Raw genomic sequence first — 14,391 nt, 5'->3', positions numbered from 1 at the left:
CCAAATTCAATTTAGATGTAATGGAAGGAGGAGGCATTGAACAAGGTCTTCGAAAGTACCAGTGACGCTGTTGCGGATATCAAGGACGGCGCATCGATTGCAATTGCTGGCTTTGGCGTTGGCCATTCCTATCCCAACAGCCTGGTGTTGGCGTTGCAGGCACAAGGGGCCAAGAATCTCGCCATCATCGCCAACTCTTTGGGTGCGGGAGGCGATTTTCGCCCGCAGATTCTGGTGCAGAACGGTCAGGTGAGCAGGCTTGTTCTGTCTTTTTCCGTCCGTCCGGGCATGCCTTCACCTGAGGAGGAAAAGATTGCGGCAGGCGAGATTGCGCTTGAAATGGTGCCACAGGGCATCCTCGTGGAAAGGCTGCGTGCGGCGGGTGCAGGTTTGCCTGCTTTCTATAGTCCCGTCACGGTCGGAACGCCTCTTCAGGAGGGCAAAGAAGTACGGCGCTTTGGCGAGCGGGATTATGTTCTTGAACATGCTCTGCCCGTTGATGTTGCGCTGATCCGTGGATACCGGGCTGACCGTTTCGGTAATGTCGAGTTTCGCGGCAGCAGTGCGCATTTTCATGCCAGTTTTGCTAGGGCGGCAAAATTGACCATCGTTGAGGTGGAGCACATTGTGGAAGCTGGCGAAATTTTGCCCGAACGTGTCGGCTTGCCGGGGATTTTTGTTTCACGCGTCGTGCAGACGGTCGCCAAATATCCGGCCCCTGCGGGCCGTATGGGCCGCCGTGCGCCCGAGAGTGGGCGGGAATATTTCGGCAAACCAGCCTTAACCCGGACGAATATGGCAAAGCGCGCTGCGGCACTCTTGCCTGAAGGCGCCTATGTCAATCTTGGCTCAGGCCTGCCCACGCTGGTGGCTGGGCACACGCAGGACAAATCCATCTTTCTTCACGCAGAGAATGGCGCTCTCGGTTACGATCTGCTGCAAGACCCTGCCCAATTCGATGTCGATTTTTTCGATGCGGCAGGAAACTTCATCAAAATGCGACCCGGTGGTGCCTTGTTCGACAGCGTAGCCTCCTTTGAAATTGCGCGATCAGGAAAGCTGTCGGCGATCCTCTTGGGGGCCTATCAGGTCAGTGAAAAGGGCGATCTCGCCAATTGGGCCGTGCCGGGCCAGTCCGGTGGGGGCATTGGCGGCGCTATGGATCTCGCGTCATCCGGGAGCAAGGTCATCGTTCTCATGGAACATTGCGATGGCAAGGGTAAGCCTAAATTTGTGCGCGAATGTTCCTATCCCCTCAGCGCGCTTGAGTGTGTCGACACGGTGGTGACTGACCTTGCGCTGCTGGTACGTCAGGGAAATGGCTTTGAAGTGACTGCGATTGCAGATGGATTCACGCCAGATGAAATTCGTGCACTGACACCGATCGACATCACATTTGCACAATCACTCGAGGCGATGTGAGCGGCCTGATGTCGCCATTGGGTCGGCATCAGGCGTTGGTGTGAACAAAGGTGGCGACGATTTTTTTAATCTTCCGTTTCGTTCCGGGACGGAAATAACAAGGGAGAAGACAATGAAACTATCTCAGTCCGTCGAATTGAAGGCACCCGCTGCGGAAGTCTGGACGTTTATCAGCGATTTTTACAATTTTCATGCTTGGCAGCCTCATATTGAATCCACGGCACAAGGGCCAGCCAAGGGTGAGCGCATTGTCAAGATGAAACGAGGCAATACGATCTTGGACCGCATTGCCGTACTTGATAATGAAAAGCGCACACTTGCTTACGAGATGGTGCCGAATCAGGATTTGCCTCCGGGCGCGCCGAAGCTCGAAGGCTTTCTGGCGACATTTGTTGTGGGTGAGTCGGGTGCAGGCTCCAAGGTTGAGTATAGCATTGCCGTTGACGTGCCGAGTGCGATTCAGGAAATGGCAGAAAAAGGAATCGGCAGCGACATCTCCGGTGCTTTGCAGGGGCTGAAGGACAAGTTTGAAGAAGCCTGAGGTCTGAGCAGGATTTCAATACCGGGTCATTTGAACCGCCGCTCGAAAGAGCGGCGGTTTCTCTTTGTGGATGACATGCAGCGATAGGGTTTTGATGGTCCATGACAAACGTCAGAGAGTGACGCAGATGTTCATTCAGCACCTCAAAATGCTTGGAGCAAGCGGCAAACCAATGAAGGTCGGATGGGCTATCAAGCGCGGTTGCTGTGGCGAGGCTTCAACCCGGTTGATCGGCATGGGTTGTCTCGGCGCTCAGCAGAATAGGGTTCCGTGGAAGCGGCCTGCCCAAACAGCAGAAGGCCGACCTGGCTTTCGCCACCGTCGGCCTTCTCCTGTTCTTTCATCGCACGTTGATCCCGTTACGGGTTCGTCACCACGCATGTGAGGCCGGGCGGGCGCATGCGCCGCCCCTCAACCATTTAGGTGGCGTGTGCCTGCGGGGTGCCGGACAAAAAAGCCCGGCGATTGGTTGCCATAAGCACTGCGGCGATACCATTCAGCGCGGCAATGGTCAGGACGCTTGGCATATAGGTGTGTGTGTGATCGAACAACTGTCCGACAACGATTGGCGCAACAGCGCTTGCGATTGTCATCATTGAAATTGCAAAGCCGGAGACCGCAGCAAAATGCCGTGAATCAAAGGTTTCGCTCAGCAAGGCCATTGAGCTCACCTGCACCGCACCATAGCCAGCACCCAACAAGACGGCATAGGCATAGAGCATGATTGAATTATGAGCGTAACCGAGCGTCAATATACCCAAAGCAAAGATAAAGAGGCCGCCCGCGAGAATATTGCGGGTGCCTAAACGCTCACTGAAAGCTCCAACGGCGAAGTTGCCCAGCAAGGTCGAGGCGGCCATCAGCGATAGCGATGCTGCTGCATCCGTCGGGGCAAAGCTGGAATCATGCAGAAGCGCCAATCCATGGGCGATGTAGAATGAACATCCGGCACCAGCCGTGACAATGCATGTGATCACCAGCCACAGTGCCGGCGATTTGTAGACCGAGCCCTTTTGATCTCCCGAAGCATCGAATTGTGCGAATTTTGCAACATCGGCACCGCTTGCGCCCGGTGGCGTATCGCGCACAACGAAGATTGCCAGAAACAAAGCCAACGCTCCGGCACCGATGAAGACGAGCCATCCGGCGCGCCAATCGCTTAGGGCAATGGACCGGCTGATCAGTGGCGCTGCAACGAAACCGCCGACGCCCATTGTGGCATAAAGAACCGCAAAGGCCCGAGCCCGCTTTTTATCAAACCAGGCCGCGACACAGGCTTGATTGGCAACAAAACCACCGGCACTCATGGCCAATCCCATGAGGATGCCAAATGCAACGACGACCTGCCAGGGCTTTTCAACCCAGAAGGCCATTGCGCTCGCTCCAAGGAGCAGTAACAGGCTGCCTGCGATCAGCACGAGGCGCGCACCAAAGCGATTGACTGCGGAACCGACGAGCGGCGCTGTAATGCCGGTAACGGCCATGTTGACGGACACAAGCAGTCCCAACAGGCTGCGATCCCAGCCCAGTGATGTGACCATGGATGTGTTGATCACGCTTGCACCGTAGATGGGAAACGCCGCGTTCATGCATAGGATAAGCGAGCATGCGGCCAGGATGGCTCGGCCATACCGAGGATGTGTGGAATAAAATGGAAACAGCCTCATTGGGCGACCTCTTGATATCGAGAACGTTCCGAATATCGGAGACGGGCGCAATTAACCATTTAACTGCGTGACTTGAACACTAAAGCCTTCAGCAGCACCCTACATCTTGGCTGACGCAGGCGTCCGGCAGATGTATCCGTGTACACATACCGGACATGGCCTTGACCCTTGTTGTCGATTGCCAATGGCGGGTTTCAAATCATCCTCAGGAGAGTACTCGCCAAAATTGCGAGGGCTCATGCGGAGGGTGAGGTGCGTTAATGGTAAATGTTGAGCGAAAGTTCGAAACTATTGGATTGGAGCCGCCGGAGCCGAATCTGCAGCCAGATGAGATGATCGCGCGTGCTACGTCCATGATCGGCACACTCAGAGGGCGACAGGCCGAGGCAGAGGCCGGTGGGCGCTTGTTGGAGGTCACTCATCAGGAGTTCATGCGGGCTGGATTCTATCGTGTTGTCCAGCCGCGTCGTTTCGGTGGCTACGAATTTGACCTGACCACTTACGTGAAGGTGATGATGGAAATCGCCCGCGGCTGCCCTTCGAGCGGCTGGGTTCTGGCGCTTGTGTCCGGCCATCCTATCATGCTGGCCGATTTCAGCGAACGTGCGCAGATGGAAGCCTATGGCGATGATGGTGATTATCGTTGTCCCTCTGTTGGGTCTCCGGTTCCGGTGACGCTTGAAAAGGGCGGATTTCGTGTCAGCGGCGGTTGGGACTACGCATCGGGTTGCGATGTCTCAACCCACGCAATGGTCAGTGGACTGACACCGGAAGCTGATGGCAGCATGACGCCCCGATTGATGCTGGTTGACCGTTCTGATTATGAAATCGTCAATAACTGGGACATGATTGGGATGCAGGGCACCGGCTCTCGTCGGCTGGTCGTCAAGGATGTGTTTGTGCCGGAATATCGCACTGCTCCCATCGTCATGTGGCGGGGCGAGCGCGGCGCGGCGGTGCATTCAAATCCAATGTATAACGGCCGCAAAGCATCGTATTTTGTCATTGAGCTGGGTGCGGTCGTCGTCGGCGCTGTGAAGGGCGCGCTCGATATTTTCGAAGAGATTTTGCGCAACAAACCGATGCGTTTCTCATCAAAGCAGCGTTTGTACGAGAGCCATGAGTTCCAGCAATATTATGGCGACGCCCAAACCAAGATCGATTCCGCCGAAGCGCTGCTTTTGAAGGTCACAGAACGCTATCTCGAAGCGTGCAGGCTTCATCAGGAGACCGGAGAAGGTTTTACGGAAGAGACCGATAGACGGCTCTTTGCTGCCGCCCAAGAGGCCTGCCGCCTTGCTTGGGATGGGTTGGAAATCATCTTCACCACCGCAGGCACGAGCACCGGGGCCAAGCAATCCATGCTCGCCCGTATCTATCGCGACGCGGCGGTGCAGAAAACCCATTTTGTTCAGCAGCGGTCGCGCACCGCCGTCAACGCTGCACGCCTTCACTTCGGGCTTGCCCCGCTCAGCCCGTTCTGACGACCATGGAGGCCATCTTGACATCAGCAGGGTCGTCGCTCGATCCAGACTGGATCCGTGCGGAGTTCAAACGTCGGCGTGGTCACTGGCATGATGACTGGGAGGCGATGCTTTCCTACTCACCAGCCTATGTTGCCGCCTATCTCGATTTCTCCGTCTATTCCGACGAGCAAGGGTCGATATCGCCAAAACTGCGCGAATTGATCTATGTGGCAACGAATTGTTCGCCCACGCATATGTTCGAAAAAGGGTTTAAAAACCACGCCCGCCAGGCATTGGAATTGGGGGCCAGCCCTTCAGAGCTGCTTTGCGTGGTCGCAACGGTCAGCGCGATGGGCATTCACTCTTATCTGCTTGCCGCAGAAGCAATTGCCGAGTTCGCGCCCGGCGAGATAATTGTCGATGAGCCGTCTGCGACGATGGTGCGCAAGGAGCATCTCGCCGTTTTCGGGGCGGTCTTGGAAGAGGTTCAGGCCGGAATAAAGCTTGATCCGAAATTCTATCAATGCTGGCTCAATTTCGCGGCCGCCCCAATGCGGGGGCCGGATGCGACACTGTCGATGAAGGAGGCGCATCTGATCGCGCTTGCGGTTCATGCGCAGGTCACACAGCTCAATCCTGTTGGTGTGCGCCAACATGTGCGGGCAGCCTTGGAGCATGGAGCAAGCGCACGGGAAGTGCTCGATGTGTGCAAACAGATATCGAGCATGGGCATTCACGCCATGGTTTTTGGCCTGCCGATCATCAACAGCTTAACACGGGGAGGTGTTTGAGATGCGGGGTGTTGAGCGGCGTTATGACGCCGGAGATACAGAATGTATCGGATATTATGCGGCGGGAGACAGCGCCGCCAAAACCGGCGTTCTGTTGCTGCATGAAGCCCCTGGGCTTGGACCTCATATGCGCAGACGCGCCGACATGCTGGCGAGCCTTGGCTATCACGCCTTCGCAGCGGATTTATACGGGGCAGGACAGCTGGTGAAAGAGCCTCCACAGGCGCGTGCCTTGGTGGGCGCACTGAAAGCACAGCCCGATCTGTTGCTGGTGCGTGTTGAAGCCGGGTTGCAAGCCCTCGCTGACGCCGCCGGGCTGGATGTCGGGGCCATCGCGGTCGCTGGCTATTGTTTCGGTGGCTGGTGCGGGCTGGAACTTGCAAGGTCTGGGGTTCCTGTCAAAAGCGCAACCGTCTTCCATGGCGCACTCACAAGCGAGCGTGGTGCGGCAGCCATCAACACCTCGCTGATGGTTTGTGTCGGCGATGCCGACCCTTTTTCGCCGATGAGCCAAATACACGGCTTCCAGCAGGACATGAGCACCGCAGGTGTCAACTACCAACTGTGCCTCTTCGGGGGTGTCGGTCACGGGTTCACCGATCCCGATATTCATGAGGCTGGCCCCGGCTTTGGCTATGACGCCAAGGCTGACGCCTGCTCATGGGGCGCTTTTATTTCCCTTCTGGGTGAAACACCGGCTGCCTAGAGTTTGTCAAGGAAAAATGGGCTCCGATCTCTCTGAAAAGACAAACGAAAACAATAGGCTGAAGCTGTAACATAGGATGCAACGGATGAAATTCGACGGCAAATTGGTACTCATAACGGGTGCAGCGACCGGCATCGGTCGCGCGACTGCACGAAGCCTTGGCCAGTTGGGTGCCCGGGTTGTTATCGTGGATATGAATGAGGACGGCGCGAAAGAAGCGGCCAAATCCGTGCCCGGCGGCAAGGCGGTGGCCTTCCGCTGTAATCTCGCCAACGATCAGGAGGTCGCTGACTTGCAGCGGCAGGTCGAAAGCAGCTGCGGTGTGGTCGATATCCTCATCAACAACGCCGCCAAGCCTCCAGTCACCGGCTCTATCTTGACTGTTGGTCTTGATCAGTTTCAAGCCGCATTCGATGTCAATGTGCTGGGTTATCTTCGCACCATCAAGGCTTTTTTGCCGGGAATGCTGGAGCGCAACGCGGGCCACATCGTCAACACCTCGTCTGCATTGGCGCTGCTCCCTGATCCTCCCATCCGCTTCATGGGCCCCTATATCACCTCAAAAGGCGCCCAGATTTCCTTGAGCTATGCCTATGCGCATGCCCTAAGCGGAACCGGTGTCGGCATTTCGGTTTTCTGCCCCGGTATTACGGCAACCGCCGAGATGCCGGGTGGCATCCCACCGACCCCGCCGCCGGGAATGCCTGCACCAGAAGAGTTTTCCATCGGTGTTCCGACGCGACGCACTGTGCGTGTGCCGGCAGAACATGCCGCAAAGGTCTTGATTGAGGGCCTTGAGCGGGATGCCTTCCTGATTTGCTCGCAGTCCAATTATCAGCCGGACCTCATCGCATTCGCATCGGCTGGTTATGATCCCGCTTCGATCGTGGCCGAGGCTGTTGGCGAGACAAAGCGAAGCTTGGGGGCATAAGGCTATGGGGCGCATAAAATATTTGCAATTGGAGGATCTCCAGCCCGAGCATCGCAACATCCCGCGCATGACTTCAAATATTACGCGGGCCGTTGCGCATAGTCCTGTTCTGGCGAATCTTGTTGCCGCAAGGGGAATGTATTTCCGCCATCAAAGTGGATTGAACCCGCGCCTGCGGGAGCTGGCAATCTTGCAAGTTGGCTACAGCACTCGCTCTGCCTATGAATGGGCGCATCACGTTGATGTGGCGCTTTCCTTTGGGGTGAGCCGGGACGATATCCGGGCGATTGGTGTGGAGAGCGAAGGTGGCGAGACACACCTGGAGCCGCTGGCGCGGGTGGTGCTGGCGGCAACAAGAGAACTCACAGATCACATCACGCTCTCCGGGGAGCGTTTCGATCAACTCGCGCAAGCCCTTAGCAGCGAGCACCTCGTGGACCTGCTGGTCACCATCGGCGAATATATCGGTCTCGTCCGCGTCATGGCAGCCATCGAGATTGATCTGGAGCCGGAATATGCGCCGTTCCTGCAGGAGTTTCCACTCCCCGCGACCGGAAGACTTTGATTGCCGGTCAACCGTGAATGATCAATCCCAGAACCGGCACAAACAGGAGTGCGTAAGACATGAAACTACTAAGTTTTGAAATCGAGAGCCGCAAAAGCTTCGGTGCTGTCATTGATGACGGCGTTATCGATCTTGGGCGCAAGTTTGAAGGGCGCTATGCAGATCTTCTGGCAGTGCTTGAAGCAGATGCACTTCCTGAACTTGAAGGGGCATGTGTTGGCGCAAAGCCGGACTATACATTTACGGATATTACGTTTCTTCCGGTCATCCCCAACCCGCCGAAAATCATCTGCATCGGCGTGAATTATGAGGCGCACCGCTCCGAAATTGGCAGAGACCCCAGCAAGAAGCCGATGGTTTTTGCGCGTTTCCCAGCCAGCCAGATTGGCCATATGCAGCCTTTGGTGGCTCCACCCGAATCCCACACATTCGATTATGAAGGGGAGATTGCAATCATCATCAGCAAACCCGGTCGCCGGATATCGCAAGCGGATTCCTGGAGCCATATTGCCGGCTATGCGCCTTATAATGACGGCAGTATTCGCGAATGGCAGGGCCACACCGGGCAATGGACGCCGGGCAAGAACTGGTATCAAACGGGCGGCTTTGGCCCATGGATGTCAACGCGCGGCGAAATTCCTGACAACGCGCCGCTGCACCTCAAGACACGCGTTAACGGACAAGAAGTCCAAAGCGCGGACGCCAGCCAGATGATTTTCTCTATCCCGGAAATTATCGAGTATTGCTCAATCTTTACCCCGCTGGAAGCGGGCGATGTGATTGTTACGGGAACGCCCGGTGGCGTCGGCGTTCGCCGCAACCCGCAACTTTTCCTCAAGGATGGAGACATTGTTGAAGTTGAGATCTCCGAAATTGGCATCTTGCGCAACTCGATCAAGGCAGAGCAGCTATAAAAATCCTATGAGGAAAATGATCGGATACGGCTTTATTGCCGTGTTCGATATCCTCTGAGCAATACTTATCTGTTTTCTATTATAGCGTTGTGCACCGTTGAGAGTGCCAGCGCTATAATGCTTTATAGTCGTTGGATAATTTCCTTTTTATCCGATCCGGAATTAAAGCCTGATCCAATGAAATTGAGGCCATTCAGCATCCAGATCAGTGACGCTGAACGGCCTCAAAAGGGCTGCCGATGGAAATTTTACCTTTGCGCCGCCATCCCAATCATGTCTGTCTGCTGACCCCAAGTGGGAAGCAATTCTGACAGTCTGTTCAAGAATTGCCGTTGGCCTGGCGAAAATGGTGATTTCGAGAACCGGAACGGAGCGTACTTAATGTACGTGAGTACCGGAAGCGCAGAAATTGCCATTTGCAGACGGCCAGCGGCGATTATGGGATAGACTGTGAGATACGATCAAGGTCCTGCGGGCTATTGGCGATCCCCAATATGTAACGGTCGGGCCGAATGATAATGGCCATCGCCCCAATCTCGGCCAAATAGTCGCTACCTTCATCAGCAAGGCAGACCAAACCGATGTCATCCCATCGCCTGCGCGTGTCTTGTGACACCTTGTCCAGCACATCCTTCGCGCCGAGAACTACGAAAGCATTGCCGACCACGTCATCTAACGGGCGACCGGACTTCAGGATTGGTTGCCGCGAAATCATTCCCGCCGGGAGCGGTTCTGATCCATGCAATCCCGCACCAAGTTGCGCGTTGATTGAGGTGATAAACCGTCCACCCTTGGCCAGGTTCTCATCTCTCTCGCGCGCCAGTTCAGGGTCAACTGTCTGAATGATACTGCCGATCTGTATGGCATTCTCAATATATTTGCGAACGTGTGGCGCTCGTTCCTGTTCATACGTATCGAGGAGAGCCTCCGATGCGGTGCCTTTGATCACACTGGCGAGTTTCCAGGCGAGGTTGGAACTGTCCCTGATGCCAGCACAAAGCCCCTGACCAAGGAAAGGTGGTGTCTGGTGCGCGGCATCTCCGGCAAGAAGTACGCGATCCACTCGCCATGGCTTGGCCATGACAGCGTGGAAGAAATAGGTCACCGCACGTTCGATCTCGCCATCATCGGGTGTGAGCCAAGGCGACAGAAGACCCCAAATGCCCTCCGGCGTCAGAAGCTGCTCAAGATCATCCCCGGGCATCACCATAAATTCCCACCGGCGCCGATTCTTGACGCAACGCATAAATGTTGTGGGGCGCACCGGGTTGCAAAATTGAACCGTGCCGTCGGTCAGGCCTTCAACGTCCCGGTTCATCAGCAGATCGACCACGATCCACCGCTCGTGACTTCCGAGATCTTCAAGCTGGCTCGAGATCATGCCACGAACAGGTGATCGTCCGCCGTCACATCCAACAAGGTAGCGGCCCTTGATTGACGCGGTTTCGCCCGTCTTGCGGGTACGGTATTGTGCGATAACGCCGTCTTCGCCCTGTTCGATTGAAAGGACTTCACAGCCGGATAACACCTTTGCTTGCGGGAAACGATTGAGGCCCTCGCGCAGCACGGTTTCCAGCGCCGGTTGGTGAAAGCGATAACTTCCATGCCAATTCTGCGGCCCCACTTCGGCGGGACGCGGCCAGTGCAGGATGACTTCATGTTGCGCGTTGATAAAGGTCATGCCGGGATTGACGTGTGTGTCGGGCTTGATCTTGTCTGCAAGCCCGATTGTTTGAAACACCCGCATCACCTCACCATCAAAATGGGTCGCGCGCGGCAGCGTAAACATCGTTTCATCGGCCTCAACGATGCATACCGTCAGGTCCATGCTGCACAGCAGGTTTGCCAAGGTGGCACCTGTTGGACCCAATCCTACAATGACGACATCAACTGACCCTACCATAGTCTTTCCTCTCCAGTTCTGTGGCCGATATGATTCCGGCGTTTTTCATGTCTTCCCTGTCATGGTCTGCCACCGTTTTGGGTGTCAGTGAATTGTCTATCTCCGTCATGATTGCTGCCAGTTCCGGCCCGGCCGTTGGATTGTTCAAGTCCAGACAGCATTGCTCGATGCGCACCGCCAGGCTTTCGCTGATGATACCGCGTGCGAGACGGCGAAATTTTCCTCGAGCCAAATCAAGATCGAATGGTTTGGCGGGGTCGCCGAGGGCGTCCGATATGGCAATTGAAGCAATAATCCGCTCATTGTTGAAAAGATCGATGGTCGCCGGATAATTTTGAGGGCATTGGCGCGCCAGTTCAGGGTCGGCAAGAACCTCCACCTTTTTTGCAAACTCCACCACCGCTGGGTCAGTCACGGCATCGGTTCGCTCGATATCGAGCAATTTATCCGGCCAAAACGCCGCCAGTGCAAGATTATAGCTGCAACTGGTAATACGAGAAAGGCGGCTCAAACTGACGTCATGATGGCCGATCATGCCAGCATGCACGGGCGGGGCTTTCACAACAACCTTGGTCACAGCGTCAAGCGGAATGCCCTGCTTCAGAAGCATTTGAAAGCCGTCGATGGCGGCGATGGCGTGCTTGGCTGCGCAATAAGGCTTGATACTGGTGCCAAGGACAGCGGCCTGACCTTCAAAGACATTCAGGAGAATGGGCTTCTGCAATGTCACGCCGTGGCTTCGCGCGGGCCACTCTCCATCCATGAAGTTTCTATCGCCATTGAAGCCTTTTGAGGCACTAAGGGCTGCAATGCAGCCGGTTTTTGCGGCAAGGCCCGCGAGCAACCAACGCGCAGAGGTTCCCGCGCCGCCAACGACCCCGCCACTCACGCTGCCTCCCGGCCTTCCACTCGATGTGGAAAGCGCAATGGCCAGGGCATGCGCTGTCCGTTCCCAATCCAAGCCCAAAAGCTTTGCGGTGACTGCGGCCGTCGTGACCGGTGCGAGCAGATAGGTGGGCCAGATGCCCTTGTGCAATATATCAGGACCGGACACCGCCTCGCCAAGGCGGGTCATGATCTCATATCCCGCGTGCAGTGCATCGATAAACAGAATGGCGTCCGCGCGATCTGCCAGATCCGCCATCAAAGATAAAGCCGTCATAACCACAATCGCGCCCGGCGTTGTGCATGAGGGCATATGCACATCGTCCACCTCGCTGAGCCGCGCCGTGGCGACCCGAAGTGCAATCGTGTCCAATGTTGAGCGCGTCAGTGGTGCCAATGATTGGGCTTTCGCATCCCTTAGCAGTGAAAGACGATGGCCTTCTCGTGTCGCACGCCCCGCAATCCATGCACCGATAGTGTCGAGGACGTGGATAGACAGGCCCTGCGAAACAAGGGGATCTTGCCGAAAGGGTGCTCCTGAAGTGATCCGTTTGGAAACGTCGTCAATCAACGTGGTCATCGATGGGTTCCCTTTGCGTGTTCTTGAAGAGTTTGGCTTGGCTGCCATCTGCTTGCAGGAAGGACGAAGTCCTGCCCGGGCGCATTGAAGCCAGATTGATTTTATGACCGCGGAAAAACATGAACTCCCCCCAGAGTGAGGTCGCGACGCGTCAGCGACGCTCAAAGATTTGGCACGCCTCTTTAAAAATGTCAATTAATCTAATATTGTGAGATTTGATTGATTTTACGACAGGCTTTCATTTCTGAGGAGAAAACGACACATGCATATGAGGCCACACCTGAATGAAATGGACATAATTCTGATGTGCGAGGCAGCCCGCAGATGCGCCGAAGCAAACAGTTGGAGTGTCACAATCGCCATTGTTGACGAAGGTGGTGCTCTGCTTCGTCTTGAGCGCATGGATGGCACCGGCTCTGCCACCAGCGAAATCGCCATCGGAAAAGCAAAAATGGCGGCAATTTCCCGGCGAAAATCAAAGGATATGGAGGAAAGGATTGCAGAAAGACCCGTTTTTCTCAAACTTTCATACGGATTGCCGATTCAGGGTGGGCTTCCGATCATGGTGGAAAAATGGTGCTTGGGAGGAATCGGCGTGTCTGGGGTTCAGTCCCATCAGGATGAACGCATTGCCTGGTCAATCTATTTCCCGGACCCTGAGGGCAACCGGCTGGAATATTTCACCGACACGGAATGGTATGTCAAACAGCCTTGTGCCGATCCGGTCGATTTTACCCTTCCTGCCGACGAGATTTATCGCATATCCGAGGCAACCAATCGTGCGCATGAAGACTTCCAGCCATTGAATGAGTGGCGCGATCGTTTCAATGAAAAGCTGAAGCAGAAGATCTTGGAAACCCAGTAACGCTTCGGCGTAAAGTGCCGGATCGGCAATCGAGCGCGCGTTGACGTGGCACTGGACTCTGTCCGGCTCAGATTGAGCCGGACAGAATCTGGATTGTCTTGTTTTCGTTTGTCTTTTCAGGAAGCCGGGTTCCATTTTATCCTCGATAAACTCTAGCTTAGAGATCATCTTCATGAAACTTGCATTTTTCGATTCCTACAAACTTGGCGTCGTGCGAGGTGATGTCATCATCGACGTTTCGTCCGCAGTCGAGACAATTGCGCATGTGGGGCCACACGACCTCATGCAAGGATTGATCGAGCGGTTTGATGAGTTTCGCAGCGCGTTGGAAGCCGCTGCAGACGCCGGCAAACCCATCAGCCTGGCATCGGTTGAGCTGCGAGCGCCTCTGCCAAAGCCCGGCAATATCGTCTGCATGGCCGTCAACTATATGGAGGACGGAACACTTGCGGAGCCGCCCGCCATCAATGCGTTCCACAAGGCACCAACAGCGGTCATCGGGCCGGGCGGAACCATGGTCCTGCCGGATATTCCGGCAAGGACCTTTGAAGGGGAAGCCGAGTTGGCTTTGGTGATCGGCAAGCGTGCGCATCAGGTTTCTGCTGAAAACTGGCGCGACTATGTTTTCGGTTATGTGAACTTCATCGATGGTTCAGCGCGTGGCACACTTCCTGAAAAGAACAATTATTTTCAGATGAAATCGCGTGACACGTTTGCTCCGATTGGTCCCTGGATCGTCACCGCCGATGAAATCCCGGATCCGCAATCCTTGCAGGTTCGCCTTTGGGTCAATGGCACGCTCAAGCAGGATTTCAACACCGATGATATGGCGCACAAGATCCCGCGTTGCATTGAGTGGCTAAGCCATATCCAGGTTTTGGAGCCGGGCGATGTTGTGGCCACAGGCACCAATCACCGGGGTCTCAATGCACTTCAGGATGGAGATAGCGTTGAGTTGGAAGTCGAAGGCCTTGGTAGGCTGGCAATCAATGTGCGCGATGACCTGAAGAGAACCTGGCCACGCGAAACACGTGTTGAGCTTATGGCCAAAGGCGTGAAGGGCCCAGCGGTTCAACTGACAGGCAAACATGCGCCCGTCAGTCCATGATGTGATCCGGGGAGGGAGGTGGGCACCTTGCACACCTTGCCTTCGAT

General features: G+C 55.5%; 14 protein-coding genes. 10 read left to right on the top strand and 4 right to left on the bottom strand.

Annotation, left to right across the window (positions count from 1 at the left end; translation table 11 throughout):
- The first annotated feature begins 36 nt into the window (after nucleotides 1–36).
- Together FS819_RS25075 and FS819_RS25070 are read left to right on the top strand one after the other, a co-directional pair.
- Complete coding sequence (locus FS819_RS25075) at nucleotides 37–1,422, top strand: 3-oxoacid CoA-transferase (RefSeq protein WP_156550214.1); 1,386 nt, start codon at nucleotides 37–39, stop codon at nucleotides 1,420–1,422.
- A 112-nt stretch (nucleotides 1,423–1,534) separates the two neighbouring features.
- Nucleotides 1,535–1,963 carry an SRPBCC family protein gene (locus FS819_RS25070; protein ID WP_156550213.1) on the top strand — a complete coding sequence of 143 codons (429 nt, stop codon included), beginning with the start codon at nucleotides 1,535–1,537 and terminating at the stop codon, nucleotides 1,961–1,963.
- A 191-nt stretch (nucleotides 1,964–2,154) separates the two neighbouring features.
- Here FS819_RS25070 and FS819_RS25065 read toward each other — a convergent pair whose 3' ends face one another.
- Together FS819_RS25065 and FS819_RS25060 are read right to left on the bottom strand one after the other, a co-directional pair.
- The gene (locus FS819_RS25065) at nucleotides 2,155–2,307 is read right to left on the bottom strand and encodes a hypothetical protein (RefSeq protein WP_156550212.1); all 153 of its coding nucleotides are present in this window, start codon (nucleotides 2,305–2,307) and stop codon (nucleotides 2,155–2,157) included.
- 75 nt (nucleotides 2,308–2,382) lie between these two features.
- Nucleotides 2,383–3,630, bottom strand: coding sequence for an MFS transporter (locus FS819_RS25060; RefSeq protein WP_156550211.1), 1,248 nt, complete (start codon nucleotides 3,628–3,630; stop codon nucleotides 2,383–2,385).
- 332 nt (nucleotides 3,631–3,962) lie between these two features.
- Between FS819_RS25060 and FS819_RS25055 the strand changes: the two genes are divergently transcribed.
- The 6 genes from FS819_RS25055 to FS819_RS25030 all read left to right on the top strand — a co-directional run bounded on the left by FS819_RS25055 (nucleotide 3,963) and on the right by FS819_RS25030 (nucleotide 9,003).
- Nucleotides 3,963–5,114 (top strand): acyl-CoA dehydrogenase family protein, encoded by a 1,152-nt coding sequence (locus FS819_RS25055; protein WP_156550210.1) that lies wholly within the window; start codon nucleotides 3,963–3,965, stop codon nucleotides 5,112–5,114.
- Between the two features lie 17 nt (nucleotides 5,115–5,131).
- Nucleotides 5,132–5,887, top strand: coding sequence for a carboxymuconolactone decarboxylase family protein (locus FS819_RS25050; RefSeq protein ID WP_234624796.1), 756 nt, complete (start codon nucleotides 5,132–5,134; stop codon nucleotides 5,885–5,887).
- Nucleotide 5,888: 1 nt separating this feature from the next.
- The gene (locus FS819_RS25045; RefSeq protein ID WP_156550209.1) at nucleotides 5,889–6,593 is read left to right on the top strand and encodes a dienelactone hydrolase family protein; all 705 of its coding nucleotides are present in this window, start codon (nucleotides 5,889–5,891) and stop codon (nucleotides 6,591–6,593) included.
- Between the two features lie 85 nt (nucleotides 6,594–6,678).
- Nucleotides 6,679–7,524, top strand: coding sequence for an SDR family NAD(P)-dependent oxidoreductase (locus FS819_RS25040; RefSeq protein WP_156550208.1), 846 nt, complete (start codon nucleotides 6,679–6,681; stop codon nucleotides 7,522–7,524).
- Nucleotides 7,525–7,714: 190 nt separating this feature from the next.
- On the top strand, nucleotides 7,715–8,089 hold the full coding sequence (locus tag FS819_RS25035) for a carboxymuconolactone decarboxylase family protein (RefSeq protein ID WP_498724686.1): 375 nt from the start codon (nucleotides 7,715–7,717) through the stop codon (nucleotides 8,087–8,089).
- Nucleotides 8,090–8,148: 59 nt separating this feature from the next.
- Nucleotides 8,149–9,003, top strand: coding sequence for a fumarylacetoacetate hydrolase family protein (locus tag FS819_RS25030; protein WP_156550206.1), 855 nt, complete (start codon nucleotides 8,149–8,151; stop codon nucleotides 9,001–9,003).
- A 436-nt stretch (nucleotides 9,004–9,439) separates the two neighbouring features.
- On the opposite strand, the gene mhpA is transcribed toward FS819_RS25030, so the two are convergent.
- On the bottom strand, nucleotides 9,440–10,852 hold the full coding sequence (mhpA, locus tag FS819_RS25025) for a bifunctional 3-(3-hydroxy-phenyl)propionate/3-hydroxycinnamic acid hydroxylase MhpA (RefSeq protein ID WP_234624797.1): 1,413 nt from the start codon (nucleotides 10,850–10,852) through the stop codon (nucleotides 9,440–9,442).
- 37 nt (nucleotides 10,853–10,889) lie between these two features.
- Nucleotides 10,890–12,371, bottom strand: coding sequence for an MmgE/PrpD family protein (locus FS819_RS25020; protein WP_156550243.1), 1,482 nt, complete (start codon nucleotides 12,369–12,371; stop codon nucleotides 10,890–10,892).
- 262 nt (nucleotides 12,372–12,633) lie between these two features.
- Here FS819_RS25020 and FS819_RS25015 point away from each other — a divergent pair, with 262 nt between their 5' ends.
- On the top strand, nucleotides 12,634–13,236 hold the full coding sequence (locus tag FS819_RS25015; protein ID WP_322192767.1) for a heme-binding protein: 603 nt from the start codon (nucleotides 12,634–12,636) through the stop codon (nucleotides 13,234–13,236).
- 172 nt (nucleotides 13,237–13,408) lie between these two features.
- On the top strand, nucleotides 13,409–14,344 hold the full coding sequence (locus FS819_RS25010; protein WP_156550202.1) for a fumarylacetoacetate hydrolase family protein: 936 nt from the start codon (nucleotides 13,409–13,411) through the stop codon (nucleotides 14,342–14,344).
- The last annotated feature ends 47 nt before the right edge of the window (nucleotides 14,345–14,391 follow it).

Source organism: Allorhizobium sp. Av2 (assembly GCF_021462805.2).
Classification (GTDB): Bacteria; Pseudomonadota; Alphaproteobacteria; order Rhizobiales; family Rhizobiaceae; genus Allorhizobium; species Allorhizobium vitis_G.
Note: the sequence above shows the minus strand (reverse complement) of the source record. Positions and strands in the feature narration are given on the sequence as shown.

Excerpts from the sequence above, each read along its gene's own strand:
- FS819_RS25070 (WP_156550213.1), top strand. The coding sequence starts at position 1,535 with ATGAAACTATCTCAGTCCGTCGAATTGAAGGCACCCGCTGCGGAAGTC.
- FS819_RS25065 (WP_156550212.1), bottom strand. The coding sequence starts at position 2,307 with ATGAAAGAACAGGAGAAGGCCGACGGTGGCGAAAGCCAGGTCGGCCTT.
- FS819_RS25060 (WP_156550211.1), bottom strand. The coding sequence starts at position 3,630 with ATGAGGCTGTTTCCATTTTATTCCACACATCCTCGGTATGGCCGAGCC.
- FS819_RS25055 (WP_156550210.1), top strand. The coding sequence starts at position 3,963 with ATGATCGCGCGTGCTACGTCCATGATCGGCACACTCAGAGGGCGACAG.
- FS819_RS25045 (WP_156550209.1), top strand. The coding sequence starts at position 5,889 with ATGCGGGGTGTTGAGCGGCGTTATGACGCCGGAGATACAGAATGTATC.
- FS819_RS25040 (WP_156550208.1), top strand. The coding sequence starts at position 6,679 with ATGAAATTCGACGGCAAATTGGTACTCATAACGGGTGCAGCGACCGGC.
- FS819_RS25030 (WP_156550206.1), top strand. The coding sequence starts at position 8,149 with ATGAAACTACTAAGTTTTGAAATCGAGAGCCGCAAAAGCTTCGGTGCT.
- FS819_RS25020 (WP_156550243.1), bottom strand. The coding sequence starts at position 12,371 with ATGACCACGTTGATTGACGACGTTTCCAAACGGATCACTTCAGGAGCA.
- FS819_RS25015 (WP_322192767.1), top strand. The coding sequence starts at position 12,634 with ATGCATATGAGGCCACACCTGAATGAAATGGACATAATTCTGATGTGC.
- FS819_RS25010 (WP_156550202.1), top strand. The coding sequence starts at position 13,409 with ATGAAACTTGCATTTTTCGATTCCTACAAACTTGGCGTCGTGCGAGGT.